Genomic DNA, 25,477 nt, shown 5'->3' with positions numbered 1-25,477 from the left:
TTTTAATTATCTTTTTACTACTTCCAATAAAAAATCATCTGGGCTATCAAATTTACGTTCGTAACCTGGTGTTTGTCTAATTTCAAGTATGTGCTTTGCACCCCCTTCGGCATATTCACTTATGATCGTCAATAGTTTCCGTGAATTTAAAAAATCATCAGCTTTAGATGCCTCCACTTTTCCAATTGCCATCAATAGCAAAGCATGTGCGATTGATTCTGAACCATTACTAATCATTTGGTACTGAAATGAAGATTGATTAGGTAAATCAGCTCCTAATTCTCTTTTGTCATTAATAAAACCAATTATAGCTGACCAAGCATAAACTTGCCAGTATTTCGAAAAGAATTTATCATCTTTTTTACTTAATGACTCTTGTTTACGGGCGAACATATCTCTAATTTGCTCGACGTTATTACCGTAATGTACATTTCTTTTATTAATTTCTGTAAATAGCTTTTCCATTACTTGATTATATTGATATATGTTTTTTTATTACTTCGAGAGTCAGCCCCATCTTTATCAATAAGTTCGTTTTTTAATTCATAGTATTTACTTATTTTAGCCTTAGCAATAAAATTAGCTCTTTCTTCTCCCTTAATTTTATTGTAATCTTTTGACATTATTATAATTTGACCAAATGAGCCTGATAAGTTTTGGGTCAAAAATAATGTGTTTTCATCATCAAAGTCGGAGGTTGGTGCATCTGCTAATAATGGAAATGATCTATTCATTTTCTTTTCACTTAAAGATAAAAAAGCGTTCGCAACTGCTAATTTTTGTGCTGTTAACTCAGCAGTATTTAAATTTGATAAAGTTTTTTTAGTTAACTTATCAATAATTCTTACTCCTCTATCAATTTCAATTTCACCTTGAGTATTACCACCTAAATATTTAGAATATAGAATATTACTCTCTTGTGTAATCTCTTCAATCAAATTATTTAATGCTGTTTTCTTTAGATTAACCAAGGCAGAATTAATTACATCAATATATTTTTTTGCAGTAATTTCAGTAATTTCCACGGAATCATCAACTTGAATAATTTTAGCTTTACGGTCTAATAATTCTTGTAATTTTCTATCTTCGAAACTCTTATCACTTGTGTAATTTAATACTCTTCTATCAGTACTCGTTTTGCTTGCATTTAAGCTTCTGATCTTATTAATTATCTGTTCAGCATTTGTTGATCCAATTGATATTTCCGAAGCATTTTCAATACCCGAACCTGAAAACAAATTATCTCTTTGGGTTAATAATTTTTTCCTTTGTGCAATCAATTTTTCAATATCAGAATCGTTTTTCATTACTTCTTCTGAAATACCTGGTAATTCGGTCAATAAATTTCTTCTGAAACGATTAAGCTCTGTAAAGTTATCTGATAATGTTTTTTGAACTTGGTTGTTTTTAAAATCTTCCATACGTGATTTCAAAGCGTGATATGGAGCAGTGCCTTCTTCTACAGCTCTTTCACAGATGTAACAAATATTATCATCTAACATTTTTTGCACATATTCTGGGCCAGGTAATGTGATTGGAACTGGGTTTTCAGACTTTTGAAATGATTTGATTTCTTTGCTTAAAACATCCATATTATCTGATGATTTTTTGATTAAATCGTCACATTTATTTAGCATCCATTTTGAAATAAATTTTTCTTTACTCTGAACAGATAAATAATCAATTTTATCATTAACGGCTTTAATTTCATATTCAAATTTATTTAATTTCATTTTTAAATCCGAATATCTATCGAAACCTTTTAATTTTTCCTCTTCTTTAATTATGGAGTCTTCTAAATTTGTTAATTCATTTTTAGCCTCAATTATTTTATCATCATATGATGATGATTTTCTTTTAGCCTCTTCTACCTCTACTATAATTCTCTCTTGTTCGACAGTGAATTTTTTAACTTTTTTTAATTCATTATCAATCTTGTTGCTAATACTTGATTCTGCTTTTTTAGTGATTGCTACCAAATTTTCATAAATTGGAAAATATGAAATTTCTTTAATTGCATAATTTAAGGTTGATGTATTACTGAAATCATATAACTCATCAACAGTCTCCCCCTGAAACCACATAAATTTTCTTATTGTAACAGGGAAGATTTTATCTAAAAACCATTTATGTTCTCCTTTGTCTAAATATTTAGTTTCTCCGTTAATTACATACCAAATTTGCAATTCTGGTTTAGAAGTTGGAAAAACATCATCAATTCTTTTTTTAAAGAAAATTTCTTTTTCAAAATGATATTCTACTAAATCACCTTTTATTTCTTCATTTTCATGAAACTCAGCTGTAAGTGTTATTTTTATAGAGGTCTTGAAGACATCATCTATATCTGAATTTAAAACTATATAATCAGGCAAAGTATTGACTTTATCTGCTACTTTCCATTCCTTTTTTGTTGTATCTTCTTCTTTATCAACATATATATTATTGAAAAATGTCCAATGAAAAGCATTAAACAAATGTGATTTACCACCAGAGTTTTTTGCTGACACAATATTTAGACCTTTATCAAAGTCAAATTCATTGTGTCCTACATAACAAAAAAAGTTTTCTATTTCTACTTTATTAATAATCATCTTTAATTATTTTTAGTTCTAAGATAGTTGATTAAATAGTTTTCAAATTCACCTCTAGCCTTATCCGTTAAATCCGAATCCGATTTAAATTTCAATAAAACATCAAAGGCTTTATTTAGTACATTTATATCTAATTCTTCTTTTTGAATCTTCTCTAAGAATTCTTCTTTGGTAAGAATGGTACTGAATTCTTCACGTAATGAGTCATTTAATGATTTCATTTTATTTATAATTTTCAAGTTCTTTGTTAGCTAATTCGTATATATCGATATCAAGATCATAACATATCTGTTCAAGATTTTTTAAACAAGAGTCTTTATTTTCACTTAAAACAGAAAAATTAACTAGTCTTTTTAATTCTGATAAAAATATATTCTTTTCAATCTTGGATAGTTTTTCATCGGTATCTGTATGGTCTATTATTGGTTTTACGATTAAGTCGTAAATGATTGCATATTCTTTCCCTTTAAAATTTCTTAAAACCCTACCTCGACGTTGCACATATTGTCTAGGGTTTCCTGTTGATGAACAAAAAATTGCAAATTTTGTTTGCGGGATATCAACTCCTTCATCTAAACACTTCATTGCTAATAAAGCATCTAATTTTTCATTTTTGAATTGCTCAAATATCTGATCTCTATTTTTGGTTTCTCCTGTAAATTTTGCCATTCGCAATCCAAAATTATTATATAGAGTACTAAGGTATTGATCAATTAACTTGTTATTATCCGTTTCAACATCAAAAATGGCATCTTCATTTTCAGTATAATCAACCTCTATACCTTCAGGAACGTATATAAAGGCATTGTTGAAATTTTCTTTTCCAATTCCCTTAACTATAGATATTAATTCATTTATTTTTCTTGATGCTTTATGAATTATATTTTTTCTTTTAATTAATAGATTGTTGACATAATCAGATTCTCGATACCTTCCTGTTTCTGGATCAATATACTTAGACAATTCCTTTGAAATTTTTAAATATTCCTCTTGTTCGCTTTGCTCTAAATTTACAATTTTAGGATAATAGTAATATTTACATAGCACCCCATTTTCTATTGCCGTTTTCATATTATACTCGTATGTATATTCATCTTCAGATGTAGAAAAATATTGAGCCAATATTTGATTGCCCATATCATCAAATTGTCTTTCTGGAGTAGCCGATAATCCAATGCGTCTATTAAGGTAGTTCGGTAATACTTTTATAAACCCTTGTGACCCCATAGTATGGGCTTCATCGGCAATAATTGTAATTTTATCAAAATCATTTTCAAAATTATCTTTAAATATTGTTTGAAAATTGACTCCTTTAAAAGTAGCATACGTTGTTATTATTGCGTAATCTACCTCTCGTTTAAAAACTACATTTTTACCAATAGTTTTAAGTTCCTCTTTCCATCCACTATTGGTACTACAACATATAATTGTGTTCTGAAAGTTAAACTTACGTTTCACTTCGTCAACCCATTGTTTTGCTAAAGCAGTCGTAGGAACCAATACAATGAATTTATAATATTTGTTTTCATTAAAGTCATTTAAAACACAATTCAATGATGTAATAGTCTTTCCCGTTCCTGTTGCCATCGCAAAAAGACCTTTTCTATCATTTGAAATCCATTTGCGGTATGCTTCCATTTGATATTGACGAGGACCTTCTACAAAAGGGAATTTAGGATATCCTTCTTGTTTTTCAAACTCATCTATTTGTGCTAATGCTGAAATTACAGATTTTTTAATTTTAGGATTATTAAATATTTTATCTCGTTTGTTTAATAATTCTTTTTCTTGAATTATTAAATCATTTATGCTTTTATCACCAAATTTGTCTTTAATTGCAATCTTAATGTCTTCAATTTTGAGATAATCAACTAGTTCTGATTCTTCAGAAAAAATATTTTGAAATTCAATTTCTTGTTTCTTTATTTTTTTTAAGGACCTATCGTCCTCCCATGATAAACTACAATCTAAATGCTCTAAATTTTCAACAAAGCCAAAGTAACTAAAATTACAAGTTGAATTAAAACCTACTGAATTTTCTCCATCACTAAAAACTCCAGATTTGTAATGTGATATGCCTCTTCTATTTTTTGGTTTAATAATTTTAATTTCTATCCTATCATTGGCTATCAACCAAGCAAAACACTCAAAAAAGTGTCTGCCATATTGATCTAGAGAAGACTCTAATTCTTTGATGTTATTAAAGTCATATATAGTAGAAAAGTTTTCTTTATCTTGACCTTTCTGAATTGCTTTTTTATCTTCTTCCGAAAGCACATTATTAATAATAGCTTTCATTTTACCTCCTTTATGAATAAAATTAGCAAAGCCTAAAGACAGTATGTTTATTGCTGAAGAACTAAAATAGCCTAGTAATAAGTCAAAACTTGTACTATTACATAAAGCGTCTAAATAGAACTGTAATGGTTCGTCCGTACTACCCGTATTATAATCTCTGTCTTCTGACCAATTGACATCTTTTAACATCTTAATTAATATTTAGTTCGGCTTTTATAGAATTTATTAATTCGTCAATTTGAACTGTGGTTGTTGTTTTGTCAATAGAAATTCTAATGCTTTGATTACATTGTTCATCTGTCAAACCCATTGCTTTTAAAACATGTGAACTTTTAATAATTTGAGAAGTACAAGCCGATCCGTTACTCAGAGATAAATTAGAAGCTTTTGCTATAAATATTTCGGAGTTTAATCCTGGGATCAAAGCATCATTAATATGGGGAGTTTTGTGTTTTATATTACCTATTAAGACAAACCCTTTTATTTGAGACAATTCCTGTAATAAATAGTCGTTAATTTCACTTATTACTTTTGCATCCATTTCCATTTCTTGACTTGAAATCTCACAGGCTTTTCCTAAGCCTACAATCAACGGAGTATTGTAAGTTCCGGCCCTTAATCCACTTTCTTGGCCACCGCCATGCAATAATGGTGTTAATACAATGCCGTGTTTTTTATAAAGTAAACCAACCCCTTTTGGGCCGTTTAGTTTATGTCCACTAAAGCACAGCATATCAATATTGTCTTTTACAACATCTACTAAAATTTTCCCGACTGCCTGCGTGGCATCACAGAAAAAAGTAATGTTATTCTGTTTAGCAATCTCACCAATTTCATTTATTGGTTGAACGACACCTGTTTCATTGTTAACATACATAACGCTAATTAAAAAGGTATCAGGCCTTATTGCTTTTTTTAATAAATCTAAAGAAACTAATCCTTCACTATTAACATCTAAATAAGTTACTTCAACGCCTTTTTCTTCTAAATATTCACATGTAGCGATGATTGCTTTATGTTCCGTTTTTACTGTAATGATATGGTTCCCCTTTTCAAAGTTAGATTCAATAAAACCTTTTACAGCAAAATTTATTGATTCAGTAGCCCCTGATGTAAAGATAATATCGCTTTCACTAGCATTAATTAGAGATGCAACTTGTTTTCTGGATTTTTCAATTGCTGATTTTGCTATTGTTCCAAAATAATGACTACTTGATGCATTACCATACAATTCTGTGAAAAATGGCAGCATTTCATTGAATACTCTAGAGTCAACTTTGGTTGTTGACGCATTGTCAAGGTAAATAGGCAGATTTTTATTATTCATACAGGAAATAATATATTATGCGATTTGGATGTTCATTATATAATTCTTTAATTTTTGAAAGTGAAAATGATCTGTAAACTTATTAATTTTAAAAGAAATAACCTATATAAAATATGAAGAGGTTTTGAATGCTATTTATGGCCGTAACTCTCTAATAACTGCAAAATTATAGTTTTGATTCTGAATAATATTACGGTTTTCCACATTTGAAAAAAAACATCAGATTTTTTTAAATTCTTTTTCGATTGCGTTATCTTTATATCTAAAGAAATTGCTAATACATTTGAATATTAAATTTATAGAGTGAATAGTCAAAAAAAAACCTATGCTGTGTAAAGCATAGGTTTTTTTGTTGGAATTAAGATGTTTAATTAAGTGGTGTAGCAATAGTGTAGCAAAATTACTGTTAACCATTGTAAACAGGCTTTAAAAGTGACCACGGTGGAATGAAAAAGATTCAAATAAATTATGAAAAAATAGTTACGTGTATTGCTAAACAGAGGTAGAGATTGGTTGAAACTATTCGTACCAAATGAAAATTTACTTAAAAAATACAAACCAAGTTCTGCTTGATGCGGGATGTTAAAATTTTGTGAGGCAACTTGAACAAAGCGCTTACCGTAAGTGAAATGCAAGGATTCGTTGAGTACAGAACAAAGTGAAGTTAAAAAGACATTATAAAATTGTTATAAAGAACCAAAACGAGTTACAACGACTACTTTAAGAATTGTTAGGGATACTGAGTTATCGATAAAAATAAAAGATTTTTATAATTATTCTTTTCAAGTTTGCGCTATTGATATTTCAGTTCGTGGAGTTAAATATGCAGAAGCTGCACATATTAAACCATTAGGGAAACGCTCATAATGGAAAAGATCATCTAGAAAAATAATTTGTTTATATCCAAATCATCACGTGATGCTTGATAAAGGTGTTTTTTGCAATACAAAATGATCTTACTTTAAATGGTATAGAAGGTGTTTTGACAATTTGTAAGGGTCATGAACTTGATAAAGAGAACTTAGAATATAATAAAGAACATATTTTTATAAATGGTAAGAGGAAATTACCACAAGATATTTTCCACTTTACGGCTTCCCTCATTCCCACTAATTAAATATTCGATACTTTAGCAAATGAATTTTTAGAATTTAATTCTAAAATATAATTTAGTAAAAAATTTATGAACATTGCTGAAAAAAAAGAAAATCTTCAAAACCTAATACAAAATTATACACAATAGGCCCTCATTTATGAATTTTTATTGGCATATAGTTTACCCAAAGCATCCATTACCATATTACAAAAAGGGAATTTAAACCTTTCCAAAGTAGAAGGCGAAATATCATGAAAGAAAAAACTGTTTTTTTAGCTTGTTTTTAATGAAAATTTGCACAAGCAATTACTAATTATGAGGACCTCTTAAAGCAAGAGTAACATTTTGTTATCGTTACTGATTTCAAAACGTTCTTGGTGATAGACTGGAGGTAAAAGTCACTTAATCAAGTTTTTTGCGGAGACTTTTTGTGAGTGGGGGTTACGAAATTATATTAGTTTTTTTGAATTAATTCAATTAAAAAAATAGTGGAAATGGAAAAGAAAATAATTCGCAGACCTTTAGGTCCAAAAGATCCTTAGCTGTTAAGGTTAAACACCTACAGATTTGCTAATTTCTATACAGTAGACTTCTGCTTTTTAGCAGTTTTTGCATTTGTATATTTAGGTGGCGAGTTTAATTCATTTAATTTATACGGTAAAATTATTGGTTTATATCTACTTATTAGCATATGTCCATTTTGTTGTTACAAATAGTCAAATTATAAATAAAAAAAAATGATTGACTCTAATAACAAAGAATTTATTAAGTATCAAATAGAACTTAAAGAGTATATAAGGTATGAAAAAGAAAGATTCAGGCTTACGGGTAAAAATGATTTTTTGGAATTAATTGACTATAATCACAGAAAACTTGAAAGATTAAAAAGTGACCAAAAAGCATACAAAATTGAAAAAGATAGACATATTAATCCTCATCAAAGTAATAATAATAATAATAATAATAATAATAATAAAAGTAGTGGTTTAGACAGTGAAATAAATAACACAGTTAGGAATTATAGCGGAATTTGTACAGTTCTTGTAAAACAACCTATTCCATTTGCAGATATATTTATACTTAACCCAACACAAATTTTCATGGGTAAAAAAATAGCTTAATTACGAGGCTATAAAATTAAAGAAAATACAATTGAAAGTATTTTAAAAGAAATTAGCGGGATAATTGGTATGGGGATAATTGCTCAACAATTGGTAGCTGGAGCATATAAAATATTTCTTCCCTTTATTGGAAGAATTAATACCATACCAGCAATCTATGGCTTAACCTTTGGTATTGGTAAGATTATGGATTATTATATTTTAGCAAAAATAAATGACACCAAAATAAACAAGAGTGATATCGAAAAGATCTTTAAGACTTCAAGAGAAATAGGTCCACATGAAGGAAAATCTTAAGAAAAAGAAATCAAGGCAAATGCGAAAAAATAATCCAAGCAATTTATTTTTTTAATTAAATGGAAGACAAATTAAGCAAAAGAAAATAGGTGACTGGATCTTGAGGAAGTTTTTTTTTGGGTTTGTGGAGACTTTTCTGTGTATGTTTGCTAAGGCGAAGTAAATGAATAATATTATAGGTTATAAATGATAATTAATTAGTAGTTGTAATATTTTAGAAATGAAATTAATAAATGAAATATCCAATAAGTTATTCAGCATTTTCTATGTTGATGATAAAAAGTTTGGTAGGCAACAAAAAGATGGAAGTTATAAATTAGTAAAAGAAACTATCACAGTAGTTACAATTGATGATATGTTACTGCATCAGAAAAGTCTTTTAACATATCAAGAACTCCATGTTGTAAACAATGCGAGAATAAAATGGATATGTATCGATTTAGATATATCAAAAAAGGATATTGACACTAATTTAGTAAATCCAGATAATTTAAAGAAAGTTAAAGAAGCTGCCAATTTTGTTTGTGAATTTTTACAAGTTAAAAACATACCTTTTCTTTTAGAATTTTCAGGTAGAAGGGGTTTTCATATTTGGATAATTTTTGACAAACTAACTTCGAAAGAGAAAGGTTATAAACTTATAGAATATATACATGAAAATGTAAAAAATAAATTTGATCCCATCATTATTGCAGATAAATTCCCTAAAACTCCTAATGTTTCTCCTAATACAAAAGGTATAGGTTTTGGTATAAAATTGCCTTTATCTCAAAATAAAGGAAATGGAAAACTATCTTTCTTTCTAAGAAAAGGCGATGATTTTGATTATAATGAAGATAATTGGTTAAGTAAACCTAACCACGACTTTTTGGAAAATCAATTAGCTATTTTAAACTCCTTAGAAATGGTATCAATAGATAACATTGAACCATTCCTTGTTGAATTTGACTTATCTCGCGGAACCGAATCAAAAAGTGAAAACTTTTTGAAATCAAAAAAAGCAGATTCCTCTTTTTTACCTCAAAACAGTAATTTAGATAGCATAATAAAATCGTTAAGTAAATGTGAACATATAGGGAGAATTCTGTTTGAATATGAAAAAGGTTTAGGAGGAAAAGAAAGAAGTATTCTTGTTGGTTTGTTAATTCATCTTAAAACTGATGAAGATGAAAAATTCGGATATAATATTTTAATGGAGCTCTTTTCTAATATTCAGGGATTTGATAAAGAGAAAACAGAAAGAAATTTGGAAAACTTAAATTATTTCCAACCTATAACATGTAAAAATCTTGAAAATTGCAGCGCTTGTATGAAGTGTGAATTATTTTCACCGATTGAACTAATCGCCGGTGTTAATCTAATTGATCAACCAGCTTATTCCATTAAAAATGTCGATGAGAAGCTTTTTAATAAACTCAAAGATTCTTTATATCAGTATTCTTTAAAAAATGATGAAGTTGCCCTATATCCTCAGCTAAAAAAATTAGAAAACTTAGATTTTATAAATATTCAAGAAATCATTCACGATATATATAAAGGTATTAATCCTATTGTTTTTGAATCCTATAAATTTGAGAGAAATGAAATTAGTAAGACCAGAGAACTATATAATTTAGATCCCATTAATAATATAATTTCAACTTATTTTGCTTTTATCTTAAACACAATCTATTATTCTGAAATTTCAAATAACTCATACGGATATCAATTTTCACATAGTCTATTTCAAAATAATTTATTTAATAATTGGTTTGCAAATTGGGCAAGATACACCCGTAGAATAGAGAGTGTATTGTTTAATGAAGAGTATGAAGGATATTTTTTACTTAAAATTGATATAAAGAGTTTCTATGATAAAATTGATACAAAGCGTTTAAAAATAAAATTATTTGAAGAAGCACCTCTAAAAATAAGAGAAAAACTAAATGAATTTTCACCTGAAGATAGTATTAAGTATAAAAACATAGTAAACTATCTTATTGATTTATCTTCAAAGACGAATGGTAATTCAGAAACAGGTTTACCTCAAGGTCCAGCTTATGCAAGATATCTTGCAGAACTGTATTTGAATGGGTTAGATTATTTAATAGAGAGTTTTATTCTTGAAAATGAAGGAAGAGGGTTTTACAATCGATTTGTTGATGACGTCTTCATTTTTGTAGAATCTAAAGAAAGAGCAGAGGATTTGTTTATAAAAATAAAAGATTGGCTTTCAGTCAATAGTTTATCACTAAATCTCAAAAAAACAAAATTGATTAATGTAAAAGAATATGCAAGCTCAGGTGAATACAATAAATTCAAAAATGATGTCAAGTATGATATCAATCGTGTAAATAAAAATAAAAATATTTTATCTGAGGAAGAAATACAACAAGTATTGTCAAAATTAGATACTTTAACTGACCAGGCAAAATTTGGACTAAAAGACAATTTACGTTTTTTTTATTACCAATTTAAAGATGATGATAGATTAGATTTCATTCGAAAAAAACTTTCTGAAAAATTACCATATTCTAATGATGGACGTGGCACGCTCTACATGCTTTTCTATGCGGATTTAATTATTAATAGTTCAGAAGTTTTTTGGGGGTTAGTAGATGATATCGAAAAGATAGAAGGTCTTTCTTTTACACACTATTTGAATACTATTTTAATAAATTATGATTCAGTTACCGAATATATTGAATCAATAAAACAACTAATACATCAAACATATTTACGAGGTAGTTTATCTAATGCTGACAAATTATTATTGACTTCACTTTGGATGAAAACTAAGACAAACATAAATTTAAACTTTCCATTGGAAATTATGAATTCAGCACTTGAAATCCCTAATACAGCATTCGATATTGAGCAATGGGAATTAATTGAAAAAAAATTACAAGGAATCGACAATAAATATACTTTTTTGAAAGAATTAGATAGACTTATTAAAGATAATACATACACAATTTCATTTTTACATGAACTTTCTTCTTATTCTTTTATACGTTTCTCTGAATGGAGCAAGTCTGCAGAATCGCAATTTATTGATAATCACGAAATATTAAACTTGTATTATCATTGTTTATGTTTTCTGACTTTGTTTGAAAAATCAAGCGATTATGATAATGTAAAATATTCTTGGGAATTACTTTTAGAAAAATCTGTAATAATTGGAGAAAACAGCAATAAAGACTATGAATTTATTTGGATAAATAAATTAGAGGATTTCGATTTTGAAGATTTTTCAAATGGAAGCTATACTTTTATGCTAAGTAATTTTCTTGGAGCTAGTTATAGTAAAAGCAAATGTAAAAACGAATTTTTAGAACAATATAAAAATGTGTTATTAATGCTGCTGTTTACTAAAGATAGAGATAATAATTTTAAAGATTTTAGAAAACATATTTCTAAATTTATTGACAAGACAGGTTCATTATTCTTTAGCTGGGTAAATAAACCAAATGTGTCATTATACCCTAATAATGATGAGGTTTGTTTAAAAAATATAGCCCTTAACGGATTGATAGTTTTAAAAAATAGCGATAAGGTATTTGTTAAAAGTATAAATAAGAAACTAGACTTTAGTAAATATGATTATTTAGGTATTACAGAAAAAGCTAATTTGAGTCAAGAATCTGAATACCTGCTTAAAAAAGATTTTTTAAGTGATCAATTGAAAGGAGACTTTTTAGTCGATGTGATATGTAACTTATCAAAAGTCATTAATAACCATAAAGAATTAATGGATAGATTTAAAATGAATTATCCTGTTTTTTATAATCCATCGTATTCGAATGGGCCAAGCCCTTTAATACCTTTTTATTCAGATTCTGTATTTGAATCCATAATTAATATTAATGGTAATATTGAAATAAATTCAATCAAAAGTTATTGGGATAATCTAAATGAAATTTTGAATCAACTTGGTGAAATAGCATTAGTAAAAGAAAGTAATAACTACAATTTTTTAATAACAGATTTAGAAGAACGATTCTTCCCTAAATCAAGTTTTTTAATTAATACTGTTAATGATAAAATTGAATTTATTTCTCAATTTGCCAAATTAGTTAATAATGAGAATATTAAAACAATTTTCGAGTATCAATATTATTGGAGTTGCAGCGTTCATGAAATGGCTGTTAAACTAAAAAATGGCAACAAAGATTTAATAAACTATCTTAAAATTCATTTTGATACTTTTGATACCAAATATGATTACATAGATATATTTTTCTCAATTGATGAAAAAATAAGAATAAGTGATAAAACGTTGTATTGTTTTTTTCAAACGATTAAAGATTCAATTACGATTTTTCAAGCAGAAAATGCGAATATAAATATTGATTTAGTAAATGTTGTTATAGATTTTATTCCAGATCTTATTTATGAAAATAGAGAAGGTAAATATACTTTTGAACTTGAAGATTTTTCTTTAAGCACTCTTGACTTTTCTAAATCTCGTGATCACTCTTCAGGTAATAAAGATATCGTTTATAAATACGTTGTGAAGTTAGATGGAAAAGATATAGATATTAATAATTTATATCTATTTAATAATTATACTAATCAATTTGAAATAGTGGATGTAAAGGAAATTGAAATCAAAATTAAGAATCATAAGACATATTGTTTAATAAATAGGCATGGTTCATTTTTATATATCCTTCAAGATGAGTTAATAAAAGCTTATGATAGAATAAATGTAAGAAAGAATATTTATACAGATTGCCATGATTCTTTAACGCAAGGTAATGTAGCTTTTAAAAAATTATTCCCCATCAGTATTAAAAGTGAAATCGCATCAGATATTTACGATTCATTTCCTGAAAAAATTGCATTAGAGAAAAAATTGGCACTCCAGTATTCCGACAAATCAAATATAAAAGAAAGAGTTGTAAATTGGATATCGCTTTTTAATGATGAGAGTATTGCAGGAAGTAACTTAAAGAAATATATGGATGAAATGAAATTAAACATTGATTCCTTGTATAGTTCCATCTTATTTATGCTAAACTCTCATTATTCTATGGATAATGGAGATTTAGATTTTTTTAAGAAAAAAATAATTGAATATAAAGATAGTTCAAGCCACATTTTGTTTCCTATAAAAAATCCATATAGTGACGTAAATGGCTTAAATAGGTTAATTAATAAATGTGGTTTCACAGAAAGAGAAATCGATTATGAAAAATACAAGAATATTTTATATACTTCGGACTGCGGATTAAAAGAACTAGTTATAGTTACTGATATTTCTATTTCTGGTTCTCAACTAATAAAAGCATTTAGATATTATAATCATCCGTTCACAACTGATGAGGAAATTATAAGTTTTAATAGAACAAAATCACATCCAAAAAGCAAATCACCTTCAGATGAAAGATATTTCACTTTCAATGATATTAACGAGTCTGATCAATTTAAGAAAAATATAGCAAATATTCAAAGCGTAATTCTACTTTCACCAATTATTACCGAAGAATTTAAAAGAGCTATTACTGCTTTGTTTGCAGGTAAGTCAGTAAGTTTTATTTGTTTAAATGATTACTTAAAGGAAGATAGTTATTCATTTGAACATATATCATTTGACAACACTTTGTACAATTTATTTCTTACTTTAATTAATGATGTTGAATTACTAAAATCAATTTTTGAAGTGGAAGTTGGTAGTTATAAAGAACATTTAAAACCCAAATACTTAAATAAAAGACATCTGTTATTTAGATTAGGATCTTTACCGGATCATCACTTATTATTATTATCGTTAATGTCGAAAAAGGGGGTAAGGTTATTAGATTATATTAATAACTGGGAGAATGATTGAGTTGAAAAAGGGTAAGGATACAATTGATATTAATAAAAATTGCTACAAGAGTCATCTCCAATCGGTATTTAGAAAATCAAGGTAAACAAATATTAAATAAGGAAGAGGGAATCGATAATAATAAAAAAGGATGAAAATTACAGTATAAAATCCAAAACAAAATATTCTAATACTTAAAGTATTATCATTTATAATATAATAATTAATACAACATATGAAACCAAGCTGGGCAGACGAAAAAGTATATTCATTGTTTACTGAATTCATTCAGAAAACTGTTCTTACAAATGATAGTTTTTTAACTGATGAAAAAGTCGTTATCACCTTAACCGCAATTGATGATTGCATCGAGAGATTTATTGTGAAGTTGATGGATGGTAAAGAATCATTTGACGAAAAAATTAAACAACAATTTGCAAATGCACCTTATGAAACAGTTCTAACATTTGCACATATGAATTGGCTTTGGTGCATGTCTCCAAGTGATTTTTTAACTTCGACAAAAAAGAGTGTACCAGCTAACATTCTGGGGACAAGTAAGAGAGTTGAACTTCGTGATGATATTTACCCCAGTGGAGGATTCGGTGATGCAGGTCCTTCAATAAAATTCCGTAAACATGGAGAAATTTCATTTTTATTATTGCTAGTAAAACAACTAAAGGTGAAAGTTGAAGAAGGGATAATTACAGATTTGAACTCAGCTAATGATTGGGTAGAAAAAATATGTTTGGAATGTAGATATAATATTGATAGTCAAAAAAGTAATGTTATTCAACAAGATATTTGGGATTTAGTTGAAAGAGGGAAAAAAGGGATGTATAATATTATGCTACATTTATGTAAACCAGATCTATACGAGCCAATTGCTTCAGATGGACATAAAGATAAAATTAGAGGGGCTTTTAGAGAATTTATAGATGAAGCAACTCAAGACGTAAAGGAAGCCAACCGTGACCAACAAATATTTTACATTCGAGGAAAAGTAACTGAAATAATAAAGGATAAGCAGTTTACTTTTTATGATGGAAGAATTGGGAATATATGGGGATATAATGGGACTGCAAATAAGTATGAATATGATTTTGATCCACTTTCAGCATTGCAATATAAAAAAGCCGTCGTACTATATGGACCTCCTGGGACAAGTAAAACTCATTCAGCAAAGTCTATTGCAATAAATGCAATTATGCGTCATCATTTACCAAAATGTTCGTTAAAAGAATATTTAAAAATTATAATTGACGACAGTAAAATAAATGAAATTGTTGAGAATAGAATTCATCGTTTACAACTACATACAAATTACAATTATGAGGATTTTGTTGCAGGTATGAGAATAGTAGAAGGTAAAACTATTTTTGAAAAGGGTGATTTACTGAGGCTAATTGAAGATATCGTGGAGAAAGATGAATATCCAAATGTTTTAATTTTAGATGAAATTAATAGAGTTGATTTATCGCGTCTTTTTGGTGAATTTTTCTCTGCAATTGAGAATAGAAATGATGTAATAAAAACTGCAGTTGGTGGATTTACAATGAAAGTACCTGAAAATCTGTTGGTGATTGGTACAATGAACGAAATTGATTTTTCATTAGAAAGAGTTGATTTCGCTTTGCGTAGAAGGTTTGTTTGGTTTCCGTTTGGTTTTAACGCAGATACTCTAAAAGAAATGATTAGAGAAAAGCAAGGATCTATGATTTTTAAGGTCAATGCTGATGATTTGTCTAGATTTATTCATAATTGCGATGTATTAAACATGGAAATTGAAAAGACAGACGAATTAGGAAGTCAATATCATATTGGTCATACTTTTTTTGCTGAAATAGTAGAAATTTTTAATCAATTCTCAGCTATACAAGGAATAGTAACAAAATCAATTTTTATTAAAAATGGTCCAGTAAAAGTACTTTGGGATATTTCCATAAAACCAATGTTAGAAGCATTTTTAGGTAATATGGATAAACAAGGAAGACAAGAAAAAATTAACGGGTTAGAAAATATTTTCGTTCATGGTTAACGAAGTAATCCATATATCCGCTCTAGATTGCCTGCCTTTTTATAATGAAGAAGCTAAAGCTGGTGTATTACAAAGTTTTATTGAATCACAGCAGGGTAATATCTGTTACTTAACAACTAACAAAAAAGTTGACGATGATTCAAAACTTGCTGAATTTGATTATTTTAATAAAAAATGGAATGCAGGTAGATTTATTGGAGAAGCTTTTTTTTTACATGAGGGACAGCATTATAAAGTTACTATAAAACCTCGATTTGGGGAGAATGTTTTACTTCGTATGTTGGAAGAAATTTTCAACATACGTATTACAAAATCTGCTAGTATTCAAACAAAAACAGATGATTGGCAACATTACATAAAAAGAATAATTGCTTTTATTTGGATTCAAAAGTTAGCAAATGCTAATTTACACGGATTACCAAAAATTAATATTACAAAAGAGCATAAAGGTCAATCTATTAAGGGTAGAATTAGTGTTAGACAATCTATTAAACCATATTATTCAAGTGGGGAAATAATATCAATATATCGAGAAAAACAGTTTGACGAGACAATATCGCAGATTTTATTCCAAGCATACCAAATTATTAGATCTGATTTTGGAATCGGTAAAGGTTTGAATTTACCTGATGCAGCTCAAGATGCAATAAATCAAATAAACACGAGTGTAAAACATAAAAAAATAATTACCGAAAGTGATTATAAAAATATAAAATATAAAGAAATTTATTTAAGTTGGAAACCGATAATCGACTTTTCGTGGGATATTTTAAAAAGAAAACAATTAAGTATTAAGCAAAAAAAATCAAAAAACGGTTTTGGTTTTTTTCTTGATATGGCAGAAATATGGGAGCAATATATTAGATCGCTTTTAAAGAAAAAATTAATTCCGTTGGGGTGGAATTATAATGTAGATAGACATATCGCATACAAAGGATATTTTTTTCAAAGAGAGTTAATCCCTGATATTGTTTTCCAAAAGGGAAATGATCTTTTAGTTTGGGATGCAAAATACAAAAGGATGATTGGTGATTTTAGAGATGTTGATCGGTCAGATTTTTTTCAAATTCATACTTATATTCAAAATTTTTTAAACCATAAAAATGTTAAGTCGGGTGGTTTACTGTATCCAATATCAATTGATCAGCCCAATTTTAAAAAATATAAAAGTGATTATTTAATAAATGAGGATGGTAACAGATTAAACTTCATTATTGATGGTATTGAATTTAACGAAAATAATGAAAATAAAGATTACCAAATAAAAGAACGTCAATTTATAGATCGTATTCTTGTAAATATAAAATAAAGATGTAATTATTAAAATATAAGCTTCACAAAGAACAAGTTTTGTTTGATAGGGCTTACGAGTACATCAAGGAGTATTATTAATTTTTATGACATTTTATTTAAATTAATTTAACTTTTTAAAAGCGGTTAATATGAAAAGTGTAGAATTTACTCGGAAAAAACTGTATGATTTAGTTTGGAAAAGCACTTTTGAAAAAATCACCAAGAAATATGGTATTTCAGGATCCGGTATTAGACTAGCTTGTGAACAAATGCAGATACCATTACCTACTAATTCTCATTGGGTGTGTGTAAGGTATAATCGCCCATTGCACATAAAGAAACTCCCTGAAAATTGCACGGGTAATGATACAATTGAGATTATTAAAAAGAAATTTGAAATTAACTCTAAACTTGCAACTGAAGCTTCCCCTTTAATACGATTAACGAAAGAAATCGAAAATGATCCAAAAGCACCGTTAGTAGTCCCAATTACTCTTGTTAAACCTGAAAAAATAATTCTTTACACAAAAAAATATCTATCTAAAAAAGATAATTACAGCTCTTACCAAGATGATGTTTATATTTTGTCTATTAATGTTGAAAAACAAAGTTTAGATCGTGCACTACGATTTATGGATACTCTAATAAAATTATTAAAATATAGAGGGCATTCTATTAAAGAAGGATCCTATGGCAGACGAACTGTTGCATTTGTTAATGGAATTGAAATAAGATTATATCTTAGAGAAGCCACCAGAAAAATTGTTTCAAAGAAGCAAAATTATGATTTTGAATATGTTCCTACTGGAGAACTTATTCTTCAAATAGGAGAGAGTTACAGGCACAAAGAGTGGAGAGATAATAAATCGAATCATTTAGAAGATATTTTAGCAAGAATTGTTGCAAAACTAGAACTTGATGCAGCATCAGAAAAAGAAAGGCAAGAGAAGTATCTAATAAACAAAATTGCAAGAGATAAAGAGGAGGTAATTAAAAAGGAATTTTTGGTACACCAACAAAAAGAATTGTCAAATTTCAAAAAATTACTTTCTAATGCTGAAAGATTAGATAAAACTGCTAAACTTCGAAATTATATCAAAACTGTTGAAGAAAATGCTTTCCTAACAAATTCACTAAATGAAGAACTTAAAAATTGGATTGTATGGGCAAATGATAAAGTGGATTGGTATGATCCATTAAATGGAAAAAAGGATGATTATTTAAGTGATTATAATCTCGAAGATTTAGTATGATAAGCTACGTGAGATTATTAAAATAATATATGTTCCATTAATTTAATTATCTATATACTTACTTTATCAAAAAAATCAAAGTGAATAACTAAAAAATTAATTATGGACTAATTGTGGACTAAGTATAGAAATAAAAAATCCCTAATCCTTGATAATCAAGTGTTTAGGGATTTTTTTAGTGACCTTGACTGGATTCAAACCAGTAACCTCTTGAGCCGTAATCAAGTGCGCTATTCAGTTGCGCCACAAGGCCTTATTGCGGGTGCAAATATAGGAATAAATATGTAAATTGCAAGACTAATTTTAGATAAAAATAAAAAAATATGCCACTAGAAAAGTATATACGTGATATTCAAGGATTTCCCAAAGAAGGAATTTTGTTTAAAGACATTACTCCCTTGTTAATTGACCCCGAAGCAAGGAAAAAATGCTTGAATATATTGGTTTCTTCACTTGCTGATAAAAAAATTGACAAGGTGATAGGAGTGGAAAGTCGAGGATTTTTCTTTGGAATGCTCATTGCACAAGAATTAAATGTTGGTTTTATTCCCGTCCGAAAACCGAATAAGTTGCCTTACGAAACCATTTCTGCAACGTATGATTTGGAATATGGAACAGATACTTTGGAAATTCATACCGATGCGATTCAAAAAGGAGACCGAATTCTGATTCACGATGATGTTTTGGCAACTGGAGGAACGGCGAAAGCAGTTTGTGAATTGGTAGAACGATTGGGTGGCGAAATCGTGCAATGCAATTTCCTGATGGAATTAGCTTTCTTGAATGGAAGGGCGAAAATCAAAGGGAATGAAATTTTTGCCGCAATTACGTATTAATCCAGCGCACGCGTGGTTACGTAATACCTAAAACCAATAATTGCCATTTGCCATTTCTTGGCTTTCGCCAAATCCAATCGCTGTTTGGTAAAACTAGGTAAAATGACTTTGTTGATTTGTGCCAGGATTTTATACATACCGTTTTGTTTTAGACAAAGATATAAAAAAAGACGGTCTTGATTAGGACCGTCTTTTTTGGTTTTATGAGGATATTATTTTTTTCTTTCGCGTTCCAAGTTAGAATGGTATTCTTCCATTTGTTGTTCGTACACTTTCATTTTTTTCTCAAAAGCTTCCATTTCTTTATTGAATGGTTCCATTTTTTTATCAAATTCTCCCATTTGCTTATCGAAAGCTTCCATTTGAGGCTCCAATTTTTTCATTTTAGCCTCGTAGTCTTCCATTTTCTTTTCAAACTCTTTCCAAGCTTTTTTATCTCCTTTAATTGGGTCACCTTTTGGTGCTTTTGGCGCTTTTGGAAATACAGGAGGAGCTGGAGTTTTAATATTAAAAACTGGCGGTGTTGGAGGTGTTGGAGGAACTGGTAAATTTTTCTCTTGAGAATATTGGATTCCATTTTTGGTTATAATTCGGATTGTTTTACCATCTTTATTAACATCCATTCTCTCAATTGTACTTTGATCTAAACGGTCTAATTCATTTTGAGACACTTTTTCGTCGTTGATGTAAATGTCATTTTCGTTAATCATTTTCCTATGATTATTAGTAATGATTCGGATTTCCTGTTTGTCATCATTCTTATTGACATTCATGGTCGCAATTTCTTTAGGATCAATTTTATCTAAATCATCTTGACTTACTTTTTTGCCGTTGATAAAAATTTCTTTTTCAGTTAGTGACGGTGCATTTGGAGCAATAACAATACTTTCTTGATTAATAATTATTTCATCCGAACCAAAATTCACAGTAAGTATTCCATTATCGTCTTTAGATACTATAATTCCAAATTCATTTATTGCCTCAGTTCCTTTTGTTTCCATTTTCTGTGCAATTTCTTTTCCCTTTTTCAAATCAACTTTTATTGCGGTCAATTCGTTTTTAGAATTTCTTTTGATTCCGGAAAAAGTAGCGATTATGGCATAGTTTTCTTTTAAATTGCTAGATTTTTCTTTTAATTCCTCATCAGTAGTATTTTTATTTATTTTGTATACATCCACTGATTTTTCATTTGCCTTTATGATTTCTGTTGTTGCTTGGACAGCTGTTTTCTCCTGTGCAATTACATTTACTTGGAAAAGTATCACAAATGCTACTAAAGCGGGAATTATTAATACATACTTCCAAGAATTCGATTTTTTTGATTGATTTTTGTTTAACATAACGATTCGTTTTTTGATTAATGATTGATAAAAATGATTGGTAATGGCAACACAATTCTCGTGTGTTGTTATTTTTAAAAGCATAAACTGATACGCTTTTTTGTCGGATATCTTTTTTGTAGCTTCTTTATCGGCAATGAATTCCAGGTTTTGTAAAATCGCCTTTTTGTACAGCCAAATTAAAGGATTGAACCAAAAAAGAATACAAAATAGTCTTGAAATCAATACGTCTACAGTATGATTTTGATCGCTATGCACTTTTTCGTGTTCCAAAATATTCTCTAATTCGGAGCTGCTGTATAAGGAGGAGTTGTAAACGATAGTATTAAAATAAGAAAATGGAGCAACGTTTTCTGTGGTATCGATAAATTTAAAATCAGCTTGATTTTGGATGGTTTTTCCTTTCAAAACGGTATTTAAACTATAAAAATCGAACACAAATTTTCCCAGAAATAAAATTATTCCAATTGCGTAAACAATTCCAGATATTAAATACCAATTTATTTCAAAAGCTTCGTTTTCGATACTATTTGTTATTGGAATTCTTGACCAATCAATATTCTTGGAGCTTGATTCTACCATTATTATTTTGGTATAAACCACTAACGGCAAAACCGCAGAAGTGAATAAACCCAATAAGAGAAACCAACGATTACTGGTAAAAAAGGTTTCTTTTCGCAACATAAGATAATAAGCAAAATAAAACAGTGCGATCAACCCACTGGATTTGATAAGGTAAATGTATAATGCTTCCATAAATACTGTTGTTACTATAAAGTTTATATTTCCTCTTTTTGACTTTCAATCATTGCCAAAATCTCCCGCAATTCGGCAGCAGAAATTTTCTCTTCTTTGGCAAAATGGGAGACCATATTTTTATAGGAACTGTTAAAGTAATTATCGATAGCCGTGTTCATGAAGCGTTTTCTATAGTCTTCTAAACTCACGATAGGATAGTATTGGTGCGTGTTCCCAAAGGCATTGTGCGATACAAAACCTTTTTCTTCCAGATTCCGCACAATAGTAGAAAGCGTGTTGTAATGGGGTTGCTCTTCTGTGATTTCTGCCATGACTTCTTTTACGAATGCTTTTTTGAGCTTCCATAAAATGTGCATGATTTCTTCTTCTTTGTTCGTCAGTTTTTGCATGATTTTTTTATTTGAATCAAACTTACAACTATATTTTTAGTTACGCAACTAAAAATATAGTTAATTAACTAAAAAAACAGGTTTCATGCCAAAATCAAATTTGTTTTAGCATAAAATCATCAAAATCATACCTGTAAATAGGAAACTATTTGTTTTCCTGTTGGATTAATTTTTGCAACCAAATGCAACCGACAACCGAAAGAATTCCTAAACTTCCCATGACAAACCAATTGGTTTGGTAGCCAAATACTGCAATGATTTCCAGTCCGGTTTTGGAACTCGCAATATGCGCTAAGCTGAAACTCATTGTAAACAAAGCCATGTAGCGACCTTCGTGACCTTTTGGTGCTCGGCTTAAAGCGAAAGAATTGGAAAAAGGGAAGATGAACATTTCTCCAAAAGTGATAAAAAGAATACTCACAATTAATATTCCCGCCCAAATATTAATCATTAAAACATAGAAACTAATAGACATTAGCAGCGAACCCCAAAGAATAATTTTGAGTTTATCGATGTTTTTTCTTTGGCTGATACTCACAATTGGCATTTCCAGAAAGAAAATCAACAGTCCGTTTAATGATAATAAAAGTCCGCTTTGAAATTCAGTCAGCCCAAATTTTTCATTGTGATACAATGGCAAAGTGGTGAAAAGTTGAAAGAAAAGTATGGCCGTTATAAAACAGATAAAGAGAAAAATCCAGAATATCTTGTCTTTGAAAACGGAAGCGGGTATTTCGGTTTCGCTATCTGCCGTATTCAAATCAGCTGGTTTTTTGCGTTCTTTTACTAATAAGGTAAAAATCAAAATAGATACAATGCAAGAACTTCCATCTACCCAAAATAATCCGCTGTAGCCTAAATTCATAATAATCAAACCTCCTAAAGCCGGTCCCGCAGTAAATCCTAAATTCACCGCTAATCGAACTAAAGTCAATGCTCTGGTACGGTTTTCAGGTTTTGCATACGTCCCTAGAGAAACAAACATAGCAGGGCGAAACATATCGGCAACGGTCATAATGAAGAACATTGCAAAACACAATCCCCAAAAAGTTCGTACGTATTGTACTAAAAACAGCAATATTCCGCTGGTGAATAAGCTGAAAACCATGATTCTGTAAAAACCTATTTTATCGGATAATTTCCCGCCAAGCCAAGATCCTAACATAGAACCAAAACCAAAAGCGACCATAATCCATCCGACTTGTGCATAGGAAAAATTTAAATCTTCTTTTAAATATTTGGATAAAAAAGGCAAAACCATCGTACCGGCACGATTGATAAATGTAATCAGTGTAAGAATCCAAACTTCTCTTGTAAATCCTCTGAAATTATTTATGTAGCGTTGAAAAGCAGTTTTGAGCATATCTAAAGTTATAATTTCACAAAGGTAGAAAACTTTGTACCGATGCGTCTTTGTGTCCTAGTAACTTTTAAACTATTTTTGCATAAAATTATTTTTTTTTAAACCATTAAGAAAGTTAAGAAAGTTAAGAAAGTTTTATCCTTAATGACATTAATTTACTTAATGGTTTAAAAGAAAGTATTTTGTTTTTTAAACCATTAAGAAAGTTAAGTTTTTTATCCTTAATGAATCTTAACTTCTTAATGATTCAAGAGAAAACAACTTTATTTTTTTAAGACCAATAAAATTTCGATTGTTATTAATATACGGATAGTCAAAAATTATAAATATGAGAACGCTATTTACTTTATTGCTTTTGGTACAATTGAATTTTGGCTTTGGCCAAGAACAATTTGACGTTTCGGCTGTGGCCAAATTTCAAAAGGAACTAAATACAGAATATACGGATGCAAAGACAAGTCCTTTGACTGCAAAAGATTTAGCGGAATTCAAAACACTTGATTTTTATCCTGTTGACGGTAAGTTTTTTGTGATAGCTAGATTTGTTAGAACAGAAAACGAGAAGCCTTTTGAAATGAAAACATCAACGGACAGGAAACCATTGTATGTGAAATATGGGGAACTTTCTTTTACAATTGATGATCGGGATTTGAAACTAAATGTGTACAAGAATATCGAGCTTTCCAAAAAAGAAGAATATAAAGACTATTTGTTTTTGCCGTTTTCTGATTTGACTTCAGGTAAGGAAAGCTACATTGGCGGGAAATATATCGATTTAAGAATCCCAAAAGGAGATACGATTGTGATTGATTTCAATACATCGTACAATCCGTATTGCGCTTATAATCATAAATATTCCTGTCCAAAAATACCATTGGAAAATGATTTAAATATCGAGATAAAAGCTGGGGTCAAAAAGTTTCACGACTAATGGAATTCTTTAATCTGCATACGCATAAATGGACCAATCAGCCCAATGTGTTGGAATTAGTGAATCAATATCCACAGGAATTTGATGCCACAATTCCGTATTATTCCATCGGGATTCATCCATGGTTTATTGTTGAAGAACGACTAGAAGCTGATTTGGCGATAATCGAAAGTAAATTGCAAGAGGCAAATTGTCTCGCTGTAGGCGAATGTGGATTGGATAAACGTATCGATATTCCAATGGAATTGCAACAAATGGTTTTCGAAAAGCAATTGCTTTTGGCACAGCAATATCAAAAACCAGTGGTGATACATTGTGTTGCGGCTTTTCAGGAATTGATTGCAATTAAGAAAAAGATGAATATTACGGTTCCAATGCTGATTCATGGGTTTTCAAAAAATGCTCAAGTTGCTAAACAATTAGTGGACAATGGATTTTATATTTCGTTTGGAAAATATTTATTGCTAAATAAAGAACTAGAAACAGTTTTTAAAAGCGTTCCTGATAATCGATTTTTTCTGGAAACGGACACAGTTGAAGAAGGAATTGAAGCTGTTTATGAATTGGCAGCAAAATACAAAGGAGTTTCTGTCAAAGAAATACAGAAACTAATGAATAGTAATTTTTTGGAAGTATTCAAAATTGAACTATAATTGATTTAAGAATGTAGATTGCTTCGCCAGTTCGAGCAAAGCTCTCGGGTAACGATTGTTGATTTCAGATTTTTGAGAGCAACAAACTATAAATAATAAAT

At 29.1% G+C, this 25,477-nt stretch carries 18 protein-coding genes and 1 tRNA gene; 9 read left to right on the top strand and 10 right to left on the bottom strand.

Annotated elements, in window-relative coordinates:
• Window positions 1-6: 6 nt before the first annotated feature.
• From ACNQF6_RS14115 to ACNQF6_RS14095, 5 genes are read right to left on the bottom strand one after another with little or no spacing between them, the layout of a single operon-like run.
• On the bottom strand, window positions 7-465 hold the full coding sequence (locus ACNQF6_RS14115; RefSeq protein ID WP_417966555.1) for a hypothetical protein: 459 nt from the start codon (window positions 463-465) through the stop codon (window positions 7-9).
• On the bottom strand, window positions 465-2,591 hold the full coding sequence (locus tag ACNQF6_RS14110) for an AAA family ATPase (protein WP_417966554.1): 2,127 nt from the start codon (window positions 2,589-2,591) through the stop codon (window positions 465-467). The genes ACNQF6_RS14115 and ACNQF6_RS14110 overlap by 1 nt, the downstream gene beginning before the upstream one ends.
• A gap of 2 nt (window positions 2,592-2,593) precedes the next feature.
• The gene (locus ACNQF6_RS14105; RefSeq protein ID WP_417966553.1) at window positions 2,594-2,812 is read right to left on the bottom strand and encodes a hypothetical protein; all 219 of its coding nucleotides are present in this window, start codon (window positions 2,810-2,812) and stop codon (window positions 2,594-2,596) included.
• A gap of 1 nt (window position 2,813) precedes the next feature.
• On the bottom strand, window positions 2,814-5,078 hold the full coding sequence (locus ACNQF6_RS14100) for a DEAD/DEAH box helicase family protein (RefSeq protein WP_417966552.1): 2,265 nt from the start codon (window positions 5,076-5,078) through the stop codon (window positions 2,814-2,816).
• 1 nt (window position 5,079) lies between these two features.
• A complete protein-coding gene (locus ACNQF6_RS14095; protein ID WP_417966551.1) occupies window positions 5,080-6,216 on the bottom strand; it encodes a cysteine desulfurase family protein in 1,137 nt (378 codons plus the stop codon).
• A gap of 1,833 nt (window positions 6,217-8,049) precedes the next feature.
• Here ACNQF6_RS14095 and ACNQF6_RS14090 point away from each other — a divergent pair.
• From ACNQF6_RS14090 to ACNQF6_RS14065, 6 genes are all read left to right on the top strand, one after another.
• Complete coding sequence (locus ACNQF6_RS14090) at window positions 8,050-8,433, top strand: hypothetical protein (RefSeq protein WP_417966550.1); 384 nt, start codon at window positions 8,050-8,052, stop codon at window positions 8,431-8,433.
• Between the two features lie 69 nt (window positions 8,434-8,502).
• Window positions 8,503-8,730: a hypothetical protein gene (locus ACNQF6_RS14085; RefSeq protein ID WP_417966549.1), complete on the top strand. Its 228-nt coding sequence runs from the start codon at window positions 8,503-8,505 to the stop codon at window positions 8,728-8,730.
• A 220-nt stretch (window positions 8,731-8,950) separates the two neighbouring features.
• Window positions 8,951-14,542, top strand: a complete 5,592-nt coding sequence (locus ACNQF6_RS14080) for a reverse transcriptase domain-containing protein (protein WP_417966548.1) — start codon at window positions 8,951-8,953, stop codon at window positions 14,540-14,542.
• 214 nt (window positions 14,543-14,756) lie between these two features.
• Window positions 14,757-16,559 (top strand): AAA family ATPase, encoded by a 1,803-nt coding sequence (locus tag ACNQF6_RS14075; protein ID WP_417966547.1) that lies wholly within the window; start codon window positions 14,757-14,759, stop codon window positions 16,557-16,559.
• Window positions 16,552-17,868: a 5-methylcytosine restriction system specificity protein McrC gene (locus ACNQF6_RS14070; RefSeq protein WP_417966546.1), complete on the top strand. Its 1,317-nt coding sequence runs from the start codon at window positions 16,552-16,554 to the stop codon at window positions 17,866-17,868. The genes ACNQF6_RS14075 and ACNQF6_RS14070 overlap by 8 nt, the downstream gene beginning before the upstream one ends.
• 133 nt (window positions 17,869-18,001) lie before the next feature.
• Window positions 18,002-19,105, top strand: coding sequence for a hypothetical protein (locus ACNQF6_RS14065; protein ID WP_417966545.1), 1,104 nt, complete (start codon window positions 18,002-18,004; stop codon window positions 19,103-19,105).
• Window positions 19,106-19,284: 179 nt separating this feature from the next.
• On the opposite strand, the gene ACNQF6_RS14060 is transcribed toward ACNQF6_RS14065, so the two are convergent.
• Window positions 19,285-19,358 (bottom strand) — tRNA-Arg (locus tag ACNQF6_RS14060).
• A 70-nt stretch (window positions 19,359-19,428) separates the two neighbouring features.
• Here ACNQF6_RS14060 and ACNQF6_RS14055 point away from each other — a divergent pair.
• Entirely contained in the window at window positions 19,429-19,941 is a 513-nt protein-coding gene (locus ACNQF6_RS14055) for an adenine phosphoribosyltransferase (RefSeq protein WP_282716710.1), read from the top strand.
• Here the strand turns inward: ACNQF6_RS14055 and ACNQF6_RS14050 are convergent.
• From ACNQF6_RS14050 to ACNQF6_RS14035, 4 genes are all read right to left on the bottom strand, one after another.
• A complete protein-coding gene (locus ACNQF6_RS14050) occupies window positions 19,938-20,078 on the bottom strand; it encodes an SsrA-binding protein (RefSeq protein WP_091170625.1) in 141 nt (46 codons plus the stop codon). The genes ACNQF6_RS14055 and ACNQF6_RS14050 overlap by 4 nt on opposite strands.
• Before the next feature lie 75 nt (window positions 20,079-20,153).
• Window positions 20,154-22,037 (bottom strand): M56 family metallopeptidase, encoded by a 1,884-nt coding sequence (locus ACNQF6_RS14045; RefSeq protein WP_417966544.1) that lies wholly within the window; start codon window positions 22,035-22,037, stop codon window positions 20,154-20,156.
• Window positions 22,038-22,060: 23 nt separating this feature from the next.
• Window positions 22,061-22,429: a BlaI/MecI/CopY family transcriptional regulator gene (locus ACNQF6_RS14040; RefSeq protein ID WP_282716707.1), complete on the bottom strand. Its 369-nt coding sequence runs from the start codon at window positions 22,427-22,429 to the stop codon at window positions 22,061-22,063.
• A 145-nt stretch (window positions 22,430-22,574) separates the two neighbouring features.
• Window positions 22,575-23,792 carry an MDR family MFS transporter gene (locus ACNQF6_RS14035; protein WP_417966542.1) on the bottom strand — a complete coding sequence of 406 codons (1,218 nt, stop codon included), beginning with the start codon at window positions 23,790-23,792 and terminating at the stop codon, window positions 22,575-22,577.
• A gap of 328 nt (window positions 23,793-24,120) precedes the next feature.
• Between ACNQF6_RS14035 and ACNQF6_RS14030 the strand changes: the two genes are divergently transcribed.
• A complete protein-coding gene (locus ACNQF6_RS14030) occupies window positions 24,121-24,723 on the top strand; it encodes a DUF1684 domain-containing protein (RefSeq protein WP_417966540.1) in 603 nt (200 codons plus the stop codon).
• The gene (locus ACNQF6_RS14025) at window positions 24,723-25,376 is read left to right on the top strand and encodes a TatD family hydrolase (RefSeq protein WP_417966539.1); all 654 of its coding nucleotides are present in this window, start codon (window positions 24,723-24,725) and stop codon (window positions 25,374-25,376) included. Before ACNQF6_RS14030 ends, ACNQF6_RS14025 begins: the two co-directional genes overlap by 1 nt.
• Window positions 25,377-25,477: the final 101 nt, after the last annotated feature.

It is taken from the genome of Flavobacterium pasteuri (assembly GCF_048286615.1).
In the GTDB taxonomy this organism is placed as follows: Bacteria; Bacteroidota; Bacteroidia; order Flavobacteriales; family Flavobacteriaceae; genus Flavobacterium.
The sequence above is the reverse complement of the archived record's forward strand: the minus strand, read 5'-3'. Positions and strand labels throughout refer to the sequence as shown.